The organism is Streptomyces sp. NRRL S-378 (assembly GCF_000720645.1).
Lineage (GTDB): Bacteria > Actinomycetota > Actinomycetes > Streptomycetales > Streptomycetaceae > Streptomyces.
Window position 1 is genome coordinate 73,190 of sequence record NZ_JOBX01000007.1, and the last position, 13,776, is coordinate 86,965.

A 13,776-nucleotide genomic window follows, 5' to 3' on the forward strand; every position below is an offset into this window, starting at 1 on the left:
AGTGAGCGGCAACGGCGCAAGCGGAACGATCGAGGGTGCTGCTGCGCGGAACGACCAGCTGACCTCGTGGTTCGTCCGCAGCGGCTGGTCGAAGGGCGAGCTCGCCCGGCAGGTCAACCGCCGGGCCCGGCAGATGGGCGCCCACCACATCAGCACGGACACCTCCCGGGTGCGCCGCTGGCTGGACGGCGAACAGCCCCGCGAGCCCGTCCCGCGCATCCTGTCCGAACTGTTCTCCGAGCGCTTCGGCTCCGTCGTCGCCATCGAACAGCTCGGCCTGCGCACCGCCCACCAGACCCCCTCCGTGTCCGGGGTGGACCTCCCCTGGGCGGGCCCGCAGACCGTCGAACTGCTCGGCGAGTTCTCCCGCAGCGACCTGATGCTGGCGCGCCGCGGCTTCCTCGGGACCTCCCTCGCGCTCTCCGCCGGTCCCGCCCTCATCGAGCCCATGCAGCGCTGGCTCGTCCCGGCCCCGGCCGCCGACCCGGGACCGCGCGGGGCGGGGCCGACGGGGGCCCTCGGCGGCCACCGCCCGCCCCGGCTCTCCGAACCGGAACTCGACCTCCTCGACGCCACCACGGTGATGTTCCGCCAGTGGGACGCCCAGTGCGGCGGCGGCCTGCGCCGCAAGGCCGTCGTGGGCCAGCTCCACGAGGTCACCGACCTGCTCCAGGAGAACCACCCCGCCCCCGTGATGAAGCGGCTGTTCAAGGTCGCGGCGGAGCTGGCCGAGCTGGCCGGCTGGATGAGCTACGACATCGGCCTGCACCCCACCGCGCAGAAGTACTTCGTCCTCGCCCTGCACGCGGCCAAGGAGGCCGGGGACAAGCCCCTGGGCTCCTACATCCTCTCCAACATGAGCCGCCAGATGATCCACCTGGGCCGGCCCGAGGACGCCCTCGAACTCATCCACCTCGCGCAGTACGGCAGCCGCGACTGCGCCGGCCCGCGCACCCAGGCCATGCTGTATGCGATGGAGGCCCGCGCCTACGCCAACATGGGCCAGCCCAGCCGCTGCAAGCGGGCCGTGCGGATGGCCGAGGACACCTTCTCCGACGTGGGCTTCGCGGACGAGCCGGAGCCCGACTGGATCCGCTTCTTCTCCGAGGCCGAGCTGAACGGCGAGAACTCCCACTCGTACCGGGACCTGGCCTACGTCGCCGGGCGCAGCCCCATGTACGCCTCCCTCGCCGAACCGGTCATGGAACGGGCCGTCGAGCTCTTCGAGAAGGACCAGGAGCACCAGCGCTCTTACGCCCTGAACCTCATCGGCATGGCCACCGTCCACCTGCTCCAGCGCGAACCCGAGCAGGCCGCGGCCCTCGTCGACCGGGCCCTCGACGTGGCGGGAAAGGTGCGCTCCGAACGGGTGAACACCCGCCTCCGCAAGACCGTCGACAGCGCCGCCCGTGAATACGGCGACGTCGCCGAGGTGGTCCGGCTCACCGACCACCTCGCCTCACGGCTCCCCGAAGCCGCGGAGGCCGTCTGACGGCCCGAGCGGCCGCCCCCAGGCTCCGGCCGCGGCAGTCACCCCGTGAAGCCCGATCAGGCTCCCCCAGCCAGGACGTCCGGGTCACTGCCGCGGCCGGTCCCACCACCCCTGTGCGGCTGAACCGCCGCCGCTCTCGCGGAGGCGGTTGCTCGCCGTCGCGGTCCCTCCCTGCGGGATCGCGGTCGTTCATGGTGCCGTAACACGGCAGACCTCTTCGTCATCGGAGCGAAACACCGAGCGGCGCCGCCGGAAACCGGCCTGCGCGAATCTCATGGCCAATAACCGGCCAGTTCCTTCTGCCGCCGCTCAGGTTTTCACGATCGCCCGCACGCGAACGTACCGACGACGAGGAGACGCCGATGGCATCAGCCATCACGACCCTCGCTGCAGACGCCCCGACGCTGTCTGCCGCGAACACCGGGTTCATGCTCATCTGCTCCGCCCTGGTCATGCTGATGACCCCGGGACTCGCCTTCTTCTACGGAGGCATGGTCCGCGTCAAGAGCAGCCTCAACATGCTGATGATGAGCTTCATCAGCCTCGGGATCGTCACGATCCTCTGGGTCCTCTACGGCTTCAGCCTCGCCTTCGGCACCGACTCCGGCTCCCTCATCGGCTGGAACTCCGACTACGTGGGCCTCAGCGGCATCGGGATCACCGAACTCTGGGACGGCTACACCATCCCGGTCTACGTCTTCGCCGTCTTCCAGCTGATGTTCGCCGTCATCACCCCGGCCCTGATCAGCGGCGCCCTGGCCGACCGCGTGAAGTTCAGCGCCTGGATCCTCTTCACCGCCCTCTGGGTCACCGTCGTCTACTTCCCCGTCGCCCACTGGGTCTGGGGCGCCGGCGGCTGGCTCTTCGAGATGGGCGTCATCGACTTCGCCGGCGGCACCGCCGTCCACATCAACGCCGGCGCCGCCGCCCTCGGCGTGATCCTCGTCATCGGCAAGCGCGTCGGCTTCAAGAAGGACCCGATGCGCCCGCACAGCCTCCCCCTCGTGATGCTGGGCGCCGGTCTCCTCTGGTTCGGCTGGTTCGGCTTCAACGCCGGCTCCTGGCTGGGCAACGACGACGGCGTCGGCGCGGTCATGTTCGTCAACACGCAGGTCGCCACCGCCGCCGCCATGCTCGCCTGGCTCGCCTACGAGAAGCTGCGCCACGGCTCGTTCACCACCCTCGGCGCCGCCTCCGGCGCGGTCGCCGGCCTCGTGGCCATCACCCCCGCGGGCGGCGCGGTCAGCCCGCTCGGCGCGATCGCCGTCGGCGCCATCGCCGGTCTGCTGTGCGCCATGGCCGTGGGCCTCAAGTACAAGTTCGGCTACGACGACTCCCTCGACGTCGTCGGCGTCCACCTCGTCGGCGGTGTCGTCGGCTCCCTGCTCGTCGGCCTCTTCGCCACCGGCGGGGTCCAGTCCGACGTCGCCGGCCTCTTCTACGGCGGCGGCCTGGAGCAGCTCGGCAAGCAGGCGATCGGCGTCTTCTCCGTCCTCGCCTACTCTCTGGTGGCATCCGCGGTGCTCGCCCTCCTCCTCGACAAGACCATCGGGATGCGGGTCCCCGAGGACGACGAGGTCACCGGCATCGACCAGAGCGAGCACGCCGAGACCGCCTACGACTTCAGCGGAGCCGGCGGCGGAGCCGCCGCGCGGAGCACCGCCGCCCCCACCCCCTCCGCCGCGAGCAAGAAGGTTGACGCATGAAGCTGATCACCGCGATCGTCAAGCCGCACAAGCTGGACGAGATCAAGGAAGCACTCCAGACCTTCGGAGTGCAGGGCCTCACGGTCAGCGAGGCCAGCGGCTACGGCCGCCAGCGCGGCCACACCGAGGTGTACCGGGGCGCCGAGTACCAGGTCGACCTCGTCCCCAAGATCCGCATCGAGGTGCTGGTCGAGGACTCCGACGCCGAAGAGCTCATCCGGGTCGTCGTGAGCGCCGCGTCGACCGGCAAGATCGGTGACGGCAAGGTGTGGAGCGTCCCCGTGGACTCGGTCGTCCGGGTCCGCACCGGCGAGCGCGGCGCGGACGCGCTCTAGCGACGGGAGCTCCTGGGTGACGAGCGTCGAAGACACCACGGACCACACGGCCGACTCGGGACCCAGCGGGTACGCCGCGGCCCGGCTGCGACTCCTCCAGGAGGAGTCGCGGTCCGGGCCCTCGCGGCGTTCCGCCCTGGCCGGGCTGACCGACGCATGGCTGAACGCCCTCTTCGCCACCGCCGCACGGGAGACGGGCGTCCGCGGCGCCACCCTCGTGGCCGTGGGCGGCTACGGCAGGGCCGAACTCTCCCCGCGCAGCGACCTCGACCTTCTGCTGCTGCACGACGGCAAGGCGGAGCCCGCGGCTCTCGGCGCACTGGCCGACCGCCTCTGGTACCCGGTGTGGGACCTCGGCGTCGCCCTCGACCACTCCGTACGCACCCCCGGCGAGGCCCGCCGGACGGCCGCCGAGGACCTCAAGGTCCACCTGGGCCTGCTGGACGCCCGCACGATCGCGGGCGACGCCGGTCTCCTCGCCGGCCTGCGGACCGCCGTACTGGCCGACTGGCGCAACCAGGCGCCCAAACGCCTCCCGGAGCTGCACTCCCTGTGCCGCGAGCGCGCCGAGCGCGCCGGGGAACTCCGCTTCCTGCTCGAACCCGACCTCAAGGAGGCCCGCGGCGGGCTGCGGGACGTCACCGCGCTGCGGGCCGTCGCCGCCTCCTGGCTCGCGGACGCCCCGCGCGAAGGCCTCGCCGAGGCCCGGCGGCGGCTCCTGGACGCCCGCGACGCCCTCCACCTGGTCACCGGCCGGGCCACCGACCGGCTCTCGCTCCAGGAGCAGGACCAGGTCGCGGCGCAGCTCGGGCTGCTCGACGCCGACGCACTGCTGCGCGAGGTGTACGAGGCCGCGCGCGTGGTCGCGTACGCCGGCGACGTGACCTGGCGCGAGGTCGGACGGGTGCTGCGGGCCCGCGCCGCCCGGCCCAGGCTGCGCGGGCTGCTGGGCGGCGGCCGCGGCGCCACCGCCGCCGCCCGGGCACCCCTGGCCGAAGGCGTGGTGGAGTCCGACGGGGAGGCCGTCCTGGCCCTGGCCGCCCGCCCGGACCGCGACGCCGTACTCCCCCTCCGTCTGGCCGCGGCGGCCGCGCAGGCCGGACTGCCCGTGTCACCGCACGCCGTACGCCGGCTCGCCCAGCAGGGGAAGGCACTGCCGGTGCCCTGGCCCGCCGAGGCCCGGGAACAGCTGCTCACGCTCCTGGGCGCGGGCGAGCCGACGGTGGCCGTGTGGGAGGCCATGGAGGCGGAAGGACTGATTACCCGGCTGCTCCCCGACTGGGAGCGGGTGCGCTGCCGCCCGCAGCGCAACCCCGTCCACACCTGGACCGTGGACCGGCACCTCATCGAGACGGCCGTGCGCGCCGCGGCCCTCACCCGCCGGGTCGGCCGCCCCGACCTGCTGCTGATGGCCGCGCTCCTGCACGACATCGGCAAGGGCTGGCCGGGCGACCACTCGGTGGCCGGGGAGACCATCGCCCGGGACGTCGCCGCCCGGGTCGGCTTCGACGCCCGGGACGCCACCGTGCTGGGCGCGCTCGTACGGCACCACCTGCTGCTGATCGACACCGCGACCCGGCGGGACCTGGACGACCCGGCCACCGTCCGCTCGGTCGCCGAGGCCGTCGGATCGGTGGGCACGCTGGAGATACTGCACGCCCTGACCGAGGCGGACGCCCTGGCCACCGGGCCGGCCGCCTGGAGCGCCTGGCGCGGCTCGCTCGTCGCGGACCTCGTCGCCCGCGTCGCCGCCGTGCTGCGCGGAGCGGCCCCCGCCGAACGGGAACCGGAGATCCCGAGCGCCGAGCAGGAACGCCTGGCGGTGGAGGCCCTGCGCACCCGGGAGCCGGTACTGGCGCTCCACACCCGCCAGGAGGAGGACGCGGTCGGCGTGGAACTCGTGGTGGCGGTGCCCGACCAGCCGGGGGTCCTCCCCGCGGCGGCCGGGGTGCTGGCCCTGCACCGGCTCACCGTACGGGCGGCTGACCTGCGCTCCGTGGAGCTCCCGGACCGCCTCGGCGAGGTCCTGGTACTGCGGTGGCGGGTGGCCGCCGAGTACGGGGCGCTGCCCGAGGCCGCGCGGCTGCGCACCGACCTGGTGCGCGCCCTGGACGGCTCGCTGGACGTCCCGGCCAGGCTGGCCGACCGTGAGGCGGCCTACCCGCGCCGCCGCGGGGTCGTCCCGCCGCCGCCCCGGGTCACCGTCGTGCCCGACGTCTCCTCACTGGCCACGGTGCTGGAGGTGCGGGCCCCCGACGCCGTCGGCCTGCTGCACCGGATCGGCCGGGCCCTGGAGACGGCGGGCGTCAGGGTGCGCAGCGCCCACGTCTCCACGCTGGGCGCCAACGCCGTGGACACGCTGTACGTGACCACCCCGGAGGGCAAACCCCTGGATGCAGCGGAGGCGGCCGCCCTGGCGGCCGCGGTGCAGTCGGCCCTCTCGTAGCAGGGTGCGCCGCCGCTGCGCGGGGCTCCGCCCCCGGACCCCGCGCAGCGGCGGAACCGTACAGGGAGCAGGCAGGTCCCCGGACGGGGGAAGGGCCCGATACCCTGGGGGACGACCACAACGCCCCCGACCCGAGGAATCGCGACCACCGTGTTCGATACGCTCTCCGACCGCTTGGCGAATACCTTCAAGGGCCTGCGCGGCAAAGGCCGGCTGTCCGAGGCTGACATCGACGCAGCGGCCCGGGAAATCCGTATCGCCCTCCTCGAGGCCGACGTCGCCCTCCCCGTCGTCCGCTCCTTCATCGCGAACGTCAAGGAACGCGCGCGCGGCGAAGAGGTCAGCAAGGCCCTGAACCCGGGCCAGCAGGTCCTGAAGATCGTCAACGACGAGCTCGTCACCATCCTCGGCGGCGAGACCCGGCGGCTGCGCTTCGCCAAGACCGCCCCCACCGTGATCATGCTCGCCGGTCTCCAGGGTGCCGGTAAGACCACCCTCGCCGGAAAGCTCGGTCTCTGGCTGAAGGGGCAGGGCCACACCCCGCTCCTCGTCGCGTGCGACCTCCAGCGCCCGAACGCCGTCAACCAGCTCTCCGTCGTCGCCGACCGCGCGGGCGTGGCCTTCTACGGCCCCCAGCCGGGCAACGGCGTCGGCGACCCGGTCCAGGTCGCCAAGGACTCCGTCGAGTACGCGCGCACCAAGCAGTTCGACATCGTCATCGTCGACACCGCCGGCCGCCTCGGCATCGACGCCGAGCTGATGCAGCAGGCCGCGGACATCCGCGACGCCGTCAGCCCGGACGAGATCCTCTTCGTCGTCGACGCCATGATCGGCCAGGACGCGGTCAACACCGCCGAGGCCTTCCGCGACGGCGTCGGCTTCGACGGCGTGGTGCTCTCCAAGCTCGACGGCGACGCCCGCGGTGGTGCCGCGCTCTCCATCGCGCACGTCACCGGCAAGCAGATCATGTTCGCCTCGAACGGCGAGAAGCTCGACGACTTCGACGCCTTCCACCCCGACCGCATGGCGGGCCGGATCCTCGACATGGGTGACATGCTCACCCTCATCGAGCAGGCCGAGAAGACCTTCTCGCAGGCCGAGGCCGAGAAGATGGCGGCCAAGCTCGCCAAGGGCCCCAAGGAATTCACGCTCGACGACTTCCTCGCCCAGATGGAGCAGGTCCGCAAGATGGGCTCCATCTCCAAGCTGCTCGGCATGCTGCCCGGCATGGGGCAGATCAAGGACCAGATCAACAACATCGACGAGCGTGACGTCGACCGCACCGCCGCGATCATCAAGTCGATGACCCCGGCGGAGCGCCAGGACCCGACGATCATCAACGGCTCGCGCCGCGCCCGTATCGCCAAGGGTTCGGGCACCGAGGTCAGCGCCGTCAAGTCGCTGGTCGAGCGGTTCTTCGACGCCCGCAAGATGATGTCCCGCATGGCCCAGGGCGGCGGCATGCCCGGCATGCCGGGCATCCCCGGGATGGGCGGCGGCCCCGGTCGGCAGAAGAAGCAGGTCAAGCAGGCCAAGGGCAAGCGCAAGAGCGGCAACCCGATGAAGCGCAAGCAGGAGGAGGCCGCAGCGGCGGCCCGCCGCGAGCAGGGCCCGCAGACGGTCGACCCGGCGGCCGCGTCCAACCCGTTCGGCCTTCCCGCCGGCGGACAGGGCGGTCAGGACTTCGACCTTCCGGACGAGTTCAAGAAGTTCATGAAGTAACAGGCCGACAGCCGCGACGAAGGGCCCCGACCGGGCGCGGGCACCAGCCCGCACGGTCGGGGCCCTTCGTCATGCCGTCACGTGGCGGCGGTTACGCCACCCGGGCGATCACGTACCGGAAGATGTTCGGCAGCCACACGGTGCCGTCGGGTCGCTCGAAGGGGTGAAGCGCCTCGGCGAGCTCCTTCTCCGCCAGCGAGGCATCGGACGCGCCGTCGTACAGCCCCGTCGACAGCAGCCCCCGCACCGCGCTGTCCACATCCGCGTAGCCGAAGGGGCAGAACACCCGCCCCGACCCGTCGGGACGCAGCCCGGCGCGCTCCACGACGGCGTCCAGGTCCCGGGGCGCGGGCCCGCCGCCCAGCACCGACGGCACCGTGCAGCGCTCCGCCGGACCCCAGTCGGCGAGCACCACGGCGCCGCCGCGTCTCACCGCCGGCAGGGCCGCGGCAAGGGTCTCCGGCGCGGGCGAGAAGGCCAGCAGGGCGTCGTAGGGGCGGGCCGCCGAGGACGCCGCCGGCGGCTGCGCCAGCACCTCCAGCAGCCGCTCGCGGGCCAGCGCCCGCCTGGCCGGATCCGCCTCCACGCCCGTGGCCGCGGCTCCCCGCGCGGCCGCCAGCAGCAGGGCCAGGCCGGCCCCGCAGTCGAGGCCCAGCAGCCGGTCGCCCGGCCCGACCTCCAGCCGGTCGTAGACCGCCTCGTACAGCGGTACCAGCATCCGTTCCTGGATTTCCGCCCAGTCCCGGGCGACGAGCGTCGCGGTCGGCGTCGGTGTCATCGAATGAGCGCTCCTGATTCCGTGTCGCCCCCCAGCCCCCGTTGCCAGAGAACTCCCCATTCGCCCCCGCGTCCAGAGGAGCGCGGCACCCGATTCACGCATCCTGTGCCGGGCGCCGTACGATTCGCGGCATGGCAAAGGCACCCGTTCTCACCCCGCAGGCGGAGGATTTCCCCCGCTGGTACCAGGATCTGATCAACAAGGCCGAGCTGGCCGACAACGGTCCGGTCCGCGGCACCATGGTCATCCGACCGTACGGCTACGGCCTGTGGGAGCGGATGCAGCAGGAGATGGACGCCCGCATCAAGGACCAGGGCGCCCAGAACGCGTACTTCCCCCTCTTCATCCCGCAGTCGTACCTGACGAAGGAAGCCGAGCACGTCGAGGGCTTCGCCCCCGAGCTCGCGGTCGTCACCCACGGCGGTGGCAAGGAGCTGGAGGAGCCGGTCGTCGTCCGGCCCACGTCCGAGACGATCATCAACGACTACTTCTCCAAGTGGGTGCAGAGCTACCGCGACCTGCCCCTGCTGATCAACCAGTGGGCCAACGTGGTCCGCTGGGAGATGCGCCCCCGCGTCTTCCTCCGCACGAGCGAGTTCCTCTGGCAGGAGGGCCACACGGCCCACGCCACCTACGAGGACGCCCGCGACTACGCCGCCCGCATCCACCGTGACGTCTACGGCGACTTCATGACGAACGTGCTCGGCATCGACGTCGTGCTCGGCCGCAAGACCGCCAAGGAGCGCTTCGCCGGCGCCATCAACACCCTCACCCTCGAGGGCATGATGGGCGACGGCAAGGCCCTGCAGATGGGCACCAGCCACGAGCTCGGCACCAACTTCGCCAAGGCCTTCAACACGCAGTACCTGTCGAAGGAGGGCAAGCAGGAGCTCGTCTGGCAGACCTCGTGGGGCGTCTCGACCCGCATGGTCGGCGGTCTGATCATGTCCCACGGCGACGACAACGGCCTGCGCGTCCCGCCGCGTCTCGCGCACGTCCAGGTCGTCGTCATGGCGATCAAGGGTGACGAGGCCGTCGCCAAGGTCCGCGAGCTGGGGGACCGGCTGAAGGCCGCCGGCATCCGAGTGCACGTCGACGACCGCGTCGACACCCCCTTCGGCCGCCGCGCCGTGGACTGGGAGCTCAAGGGCGTTCCGGTCCGCATCGAGATCGGGCCCCGCGACCTGGAGGCCGGCACCGCGATGCTGGCCCGCCGGATCCCGGGCGGGAAGACCCCGGTCCAGATCGACGCGCTCGTCGACCTGCTGCCCAAGGTGCTGGACGAGGACCAGGCGCAGCTGCTGCGCGAGTCCCGCGAGCGCCGCGAGGCCCGTACGTCCGACGTCGCCACCATCGAGGAGGCCGCCGAGGCCGCCGTCGCCGGCGGCTGGGCGCGGATCCCGTGGGCCGACCTCGGTCCGGAGGGCGAGGCGAAGCTGGCCGAGCAGGCCGTCTCCGTACGCTGCCTGGTGGCCGAGGACGGGTCCGTCCCGGACGCCGACGACGCTCCCGGTACCCTCGCGATCGTGGCGCGCTCGTACTGATCTCGCCGTCGAAGCCTTCCGGGCCCCGGCGTGCGGCGGGTGCCGCGCGCCGGGGCCGGTGCTTTTTGGTCGACGTTACGTACCGACTCCTCCTGAGTTCGGCGCACCCGTCCTCGTCGGGACGCATCAGACTGAACTGACTGGTACGTGCAAAAAATTTGGAATGGCCCGGAATCGGAACACCGGGGCACCTCGGCTCGTTGTCACGACGTGAGCACGACACCACCTGTTCTCGCCGCAGAGCTGGCGCAGGCGTGGGCCGACATTCAGCGGTACCACCCCGAGCTGCCTGACCTTGCCGCGCCCGAGTCCCTGATCGGAGAGTCCTCGTCCGCCTGTGGCGCCGAGCTCTCCTTCGAGCGACTGCTGCACGAGGCAGTCCACGGCATCGCGGCCGCCCGCGGTGTCCGTGACACCTCCCGCGCAGGCCGCTACCACAACCGCAGATTCCTCGCGATCGCCGAGGAGATGGGGCTGGACCACTCCGACGAGCCGCACGCCAGCAGCGGCTTCTCGCTGGTCACGCTCAATCCCGAGGCGAAGCGCCGCTACCGCCCCACCATGGAGCGGCTGCAGCGCGCGCTGAAGGCGCACACGGCCGCCACCGCCGCCGACACCAAGCGCTCCTTCCGCGGGCCCGCCGCCCGGCACGGTTCCTCGGGCGGCGGCGTGCGCGTCAAGGCGGTCTGCGACTGCGGGCGCAACGTGCGGGTCGTCCCCTCCGTGCTCGCCCAGGCGCCGATCGTGTGCGGCGGCTGCATGAAGCCCTTCCGGATCCCCGACGTCGCCATCGCAGCGGCCTCCTGACCGCCCTCCCGCCGGCCGACGGGACCACCGGTCCCGCGGGGCGGAGGCCGCCGGGCCCCCGCCCCCACCGGGGCGGCAGCCGCCGGCGCAGGCGCGGAGAGGTGAGCGGGCCGCCGGCGGCAGTCCGTCCTGCCCGCCCGGCCGAACGCGCCGCAGGCGTATGGCACAATGGCTAGCTGTACTCGACAGTCGCACAGGACCCCTCTCTCCTCCGGCTGACGCGTCCATCGGGCACCCGAGTACCGCAACCCCACGTGGCATCTCATGTGCCCAACCACGTCAAGTTCAGGAGACACCACTCCAGTGGCAGTCAAGATCAAGCTCAAGCGCCTCGGTAAGATCCGCTCTCCCCACTACCGCATCGTCGTCGCCGACGCCCGCACCCGCCGGGACGGCCGCGCGATCGAGGAGATCGGCATCTACCAGCCGACCTACAACCCGTCGCGCATCGAGGTCAACGGCGAGCGCGCCCAGTACTGGCTCTCCGTCGGCGCCCAGCCGACCGAGGCCGTTCTCGCCATCCTGAAGCTCACCGGTGACTGGCAGGCGCACAAGGGCCTCCCGGCCCCCGCGCCGCTGCTGCAGCCGGCCACGAAGGAAGACAAGCGTCGCTCCTTCGACGAGTTCGCCAAGGCCCTCGAGGGCATCGGCGAGGGCAAGGGCGAGGCCATCACGCAGAAGAAGAAGGCCGACAAGAAGGCGGACGAGGCTGAGGCCGCCGCCGAGTCGACCGAGGCCTGAGCATGCTCGAGGAGGCTCTTGAGCACCTCGTAAAGGGCATTGTGGACAACCCCGACGAAGTGCAGGTCGCCTCGCGCAACCTGCGCCGCGGGCAGGTGCTCGAGGTCCGGGTCCACCCCGACGACCTCGGCAAGGTGATCGGCCGCAACGGCCGCACCGCACGTGCCCTGCGGACCGTCGTGGGCGCCATCGGCGGCCGGGGGATCCGCGTCGACCTCGTCGACGTGGACCAGGTCCGCTGAGCAGTTGAAACACCGGCACGGGCCGGGGAGGGCACACGTGCCCGCCCCGGCCCGTCGTCGTCTGAACAGGAGAGGCACACACAGTGGAGCTGGTAGTCGCGCGGATCGGCCGCGCCCACGGCATCAAGGGTGAGGTCACCGTCGAGGTGCGCACGGACGAGCCGGAACTGCGGCTCAGCCCCGGTGCCGTGCTGCGCACCGAACCGGCTTCGGCGGGCCCGCTGACCATCGAGACGGGCCGGGTGCACAGCGGCCGGCTGATGCTGCGCTTCGCGGGCGTCAAGGACCGCACGGCCGCGGAGTCGCTCCGCAACATCCTCCTCATCGCCGACGTGGACCCGGCGGAGCTGCCCGAGGAGGAGGACGAGTACTACGACCACCAGCTGATGGACCTGGACGTGGTGCTCGAGGACGGCACCGAGATCGGCCGGATCACCGAGATCTCCCACCTGCCCTCGCAGGACCTCTTCATCGTCGAGCGCCCCGACGGCACCGAGGTGATGATCCCCTTCGTCGAGGAGATCGTCGCCGAGATCGACCTGGAGGAGCAGCGCTGCGTCATCACCCCGCCGCCCGGGCTGATCGACGACCGCGCCGAGATCGCCTCCGCCCGTGACGCCGAGGCCGCGAGCTCCGAGGACGACGCCTGATGCGGCTCGACGTCGTCACGATCTTCCCCGAGTACCTGGAACCGCTGAACGTCTCCCTCGTCGGCAAGGCCCGCGCCCGTGGACAGCTCGACGTGCACGTCCACGACCTGCGGGACTGGACCCACGACCGGCACAACACGGTCGACGACACCCCGTACGGCGGCGGCCCCGGCATGGTCATGAAGACCGGGCCGTGGGGCGAGGCGCTGGACGAGACGCTGGCCGACGGCTACGAGGCGGGCGCGCACGGCCCCGTCATGGTGGTCCCGACGCCCAGCGGCCGTCCGTTCACCCAGGAACTCGCCGTCGAGCTCTCCGAGCGGCCGTGGCTGATCTTCACGCCCGCCCGCTACGAGGGCATCGACCGCCGGGTCATGGACGAGTACGCCACGCGCATGCCGGTGTACGAGGTCTCCATCGGCGACTACGTCCTGGCCGGCGGCGAGGCGGCCGTCCTGGTCGTCACCGAGGCCGTGGCGCGGCTGCTGCCCGGAGTGCTCGGCAACGCCGAGTCGCACCGGGACGACTCCTTCGCGCCCGGCGAGATGGCGAACCTGCTGGAGGGGCCCGTCTACACCAAGCCGCCCGTGTGGCGCGGGCGGGACATCCCCGACGTCCTCCTCAGCGGCCACCACGGCAGGATCGCCCGCTGGCGCCGGGACGAGGCCTTCCGCAGGACCGCGAGCAACCGCCCCGACCTGATCGAGCGCTGCGAGGCCTCCGGCTTCGACAAGAAGGACCGCGAGATCCTCTCCATCCTGGGCTGGCAGCCGTCGCCGGACGGCCGATTTTGGCGCAGGCCGCAGGCCGTGGAAGAATAGGCGGCTGCTGTGTGCTCGCCGGACGCCCCTGCCACAGGGGGACCGTCGGCCGCCGAGTGGCACGGCTCCCGAATTCTCTACGGAAACCCGCACTGGCGACCTGTGGCGTCATGCGAAGAAAGCAGACGAAGAACATGTCTCACCTGCTCGATGGCGTCAACGCCGCCGCGCTCCGCTCGGACGTCCCGGCCTTCCGCCCGGGTGACACGATCAACGTGCACGTCCGCGTGATCGAGGGCAACCGCTCCCGTATCCAGCAGTTCAAGGGTGTCGTCATCCGCCGCCAGGGCGCCGGTGTCTCCGAGACCTTCACCGTTCGCAAGGTCTCCTTCAGCGTCGGCGTGGAGCGTACCTTCCCGGTCCACTCCCCGATCTTCGAGAAGATCGAGCTCGTCACCCGCGGTGACGTCCGCCGTGCGAAGCTGTACTACCTCCGTGAGCTCCGCGGCAAGGCCGCGAAGATCAAGGAGAAGCGCGACAAGTAAGGTCGCC

Annotated in this window: 13 protein-coding genes; 12 read left to right on the forward strand and 1 reads right to left on the reverse strand. The window is 71.9% G+C overall.

Translation table 11 applies throughout. The features are described 5' to 3' along the window. Position 1: 1 nt before the first annotated feature. The 5 genes from IH80_RS0106890 to ffh all read left to right on the forward strand — a co-directional run bounded on the left by IH80_RS0106890 (position 2) and on the right by ffh (position 7,701). Positions 2 to 1,492 (forward strand): negative regulator NsdA, encoded by a 1,491-nt coding sequence (locus IH80_RS0106890; RefSeq protein ID WP_030958544.1) that lies wholly within the window; start codon positions 2 to 4, stop codon positions 1,490 to 1,492. Between the two features lie 362 nt (positions 1,493 to 1,854). Then, on the forward strand, positions 1,855 to 3,198 hold the full coding sequence (locus IH80_RS0106895; RefSeq protein WP_030958545.1) for an ammonium transporter: 1,344 nt from the start codon (positions 1,855 to 1,857) through the stop codon (positions 3,196 to 3,198). After that, complete coding sequence (locus tag IH80_RS0106900) at positions 3,195 to 3,533, forward strand: P-II family nitrogen regulator (RefSeq protein ID WP_030650922.1); 339 nt, start codon at positions 3,195 to 3,197, stop codon at positions 3,531 to 3,533. Before IH80_RS0106895 ends, IH80_RS0106900 begins: the two co-directional genes overlap by 4 nt. A 16-nt stretch (positions 3,534 to 3,549) precedes the next feature. Next, positions 3,550 to 5,979: a [protein-PII] uridylyltransferase gene (locus tag IH80_RS0106905; protein ID WP_030958546.1), complete on the forward strand. Its 2,430-nt coding sequence runs from the start codon at positions 3,550 to 3,552 to the stop codon at positions 5,977 to 5,979. 150 nt (positions 5,980 to 6,129) lie between these two features. Continuing rightward, positions 6,130 to 7,701 carry a signal recognition particle protein gene (gene ffh / locus IH80_RS0106910; RefSeq protein WP_030958547.1) on the forward strand — a complete coding sequence of 524 codons (1,572 nt, stop codon included), beginning with the start codon at positions 6,130 to 6,132 and terminating at the stop codon, positions 7,699 to 7,701. Positions 7,702 to 7,792: 91 nt separating this feature from the next. Here the strand turns inward: ffh and IH80_RS0106915 are convergent, their stop codons facing one another. After that, entirely contained in the window at positions 7,793 to 8,479 is a 687-nt protein-coding gene (locus IH80_RS0106915) for a hypothetical protein (protein WP_030958548.1), read from the reverse strand. A gap of 131 nt (positions 8,480 to 8,610) precedes the next feature. On the opposite strand from IH80_RS0106915, the gene proS reads away from it, so the two are divergent. From proS to rplS, 7 genes are all read left to right on the forward strand, one after another. Beyond that, positions 8,611 to 10,023, forward strand: coding sequence for a proline--tRNA ligase (proS, locus tag IH80_RS0106920; protein WP_030958549.1), 1,413 nt, complete (start codon positions 8,611 to 8,613; stop codon positions 10,021 to 10,023). A gap of 210 nt (positions 10,024 to 10,233) precedes the next feature. After that, positions 10,234 to 10,830, forward strand: a complete 597-nt coding sequence (locus tag IH80_RS0106925) for a hypothetical protein (RefSeq protein ID WP_030958550.1) — start codon at positions 10,234 to 10,236, stop codon at positions 10,828 to 10,830. A gap of 303 nt (positions 10,831 to 11,133) precedes the next feature. Further along, a complete protein-coding gene (gene rpsP / locus IH80_RS0106930) occupies positions 11,134 to 11,571 on the forward strand; it encodes a 30S ribosomal protein S16 (protein WP_030031059.1) in 438 nt (145 codons plus the stop codon). Between the two features lie 2 nt (positions 11,572 to 11,573). Beyond that, on the forward strand, positions 11,574 to 11,813 hold the full coding sequence (locus IH80_RS0106935) for an RNA-binding protein (protein ID WP_030011889.1): 240 nt from the start codon (positions 11,574 to 11,576) through the stop codon (positions 11,811 to 11,813). An 83-nt stretch (positions 11,814 to 11,896) separates the two neighbouring features. Continuing rightward, positions 11,897 to 12,463, forward strand: a complete 567-nt coding sequence (rimM, locus tag IH80_RS0106940; RefSeq protein ID WP_030958551.1) for a ribosome maturation factor RimM — start codon at positions 11,897 to 11,899, stop codon at positions 12,461 to 12,463. After that, complete coding sequence (gene trmD / locus IH80_RS0106945; RefSeq protein WP_030958552.1) at positions 12,463 to 13,284, forward strand: tRNA (guanosine(37)-N1)-methyltransferase TrmD; 822 nt, start codon at positions 12,463 to 12,465, stop codon at positions 13,282 to 13,284. The genes rimM and trmD overlap by 1 nt, the downstream gene beginning before the upstream one ends. A 134-nt stretch (positions 13,285 to 13,418) precedes the next feature. Beyond that, positions 13,419 to 13,769 (forward strand): 50S ribosomal protein L19, encoded by a 351-nt coding sequence (gene rplS, locus IH80_RS0106950; RefSeq protein ID WP_030823745.1) that lies wholly within the window; start codon positions 13,419 to 13,421, stop codon positions 13,767 to 13,769. Positions 13,770 to 13,776: the final 7 nt, after the last annotated feature.

Coding starts and splice junctions, on each gene's coding strand:
- IH80_RS0106895 (WP_030958545.1), top strand. CDS start 1,855: ATGGCATCAGCCATCACGACCCTCGCTGCAGACGCCCCGACGCTGTCT.
- IH80_RS0106900 (WP_030650922.1), top strand. CDS start 3,195: ATGAAGCTGATCACCGCGATCGTCAAGCCGCACAAGCTGGACGAGATC.
- IH80_RS0106915 (WP_030958548.1), bottom strand. CDS start 8,479: ATGACACCGACGCCGACCGCGACGCTCGTCGCCCGGGACTGGGCGGAA.
- proS (WP_030958549.1), top strand. CDS start 8,611: ATGGCAAAGGCACCCGTTCTCACCCCGCAGGCGGAGGATTTCCCCCGC.
- IH80_RS0106935 (WP_030011889.1), top strand. CDS start 11,574: ATGCTCGAGGAGGCTCTTGAGCACCTCGTAAAGGGCATTGTGGACAAC.
- trmD (WP_030958552.1), top strand. CDS start 12,463: ATGCGGCTCGACGTCGTCACGATCTTCCCCGAGTACCTGGAACCGCTG.
- rplS (WP_030823745.1), top strand. CDS start 13,419: ATGTCTCACCTGCTCGATGGCGTCAACGCCGCCGCGCTCCGCTCGGAC.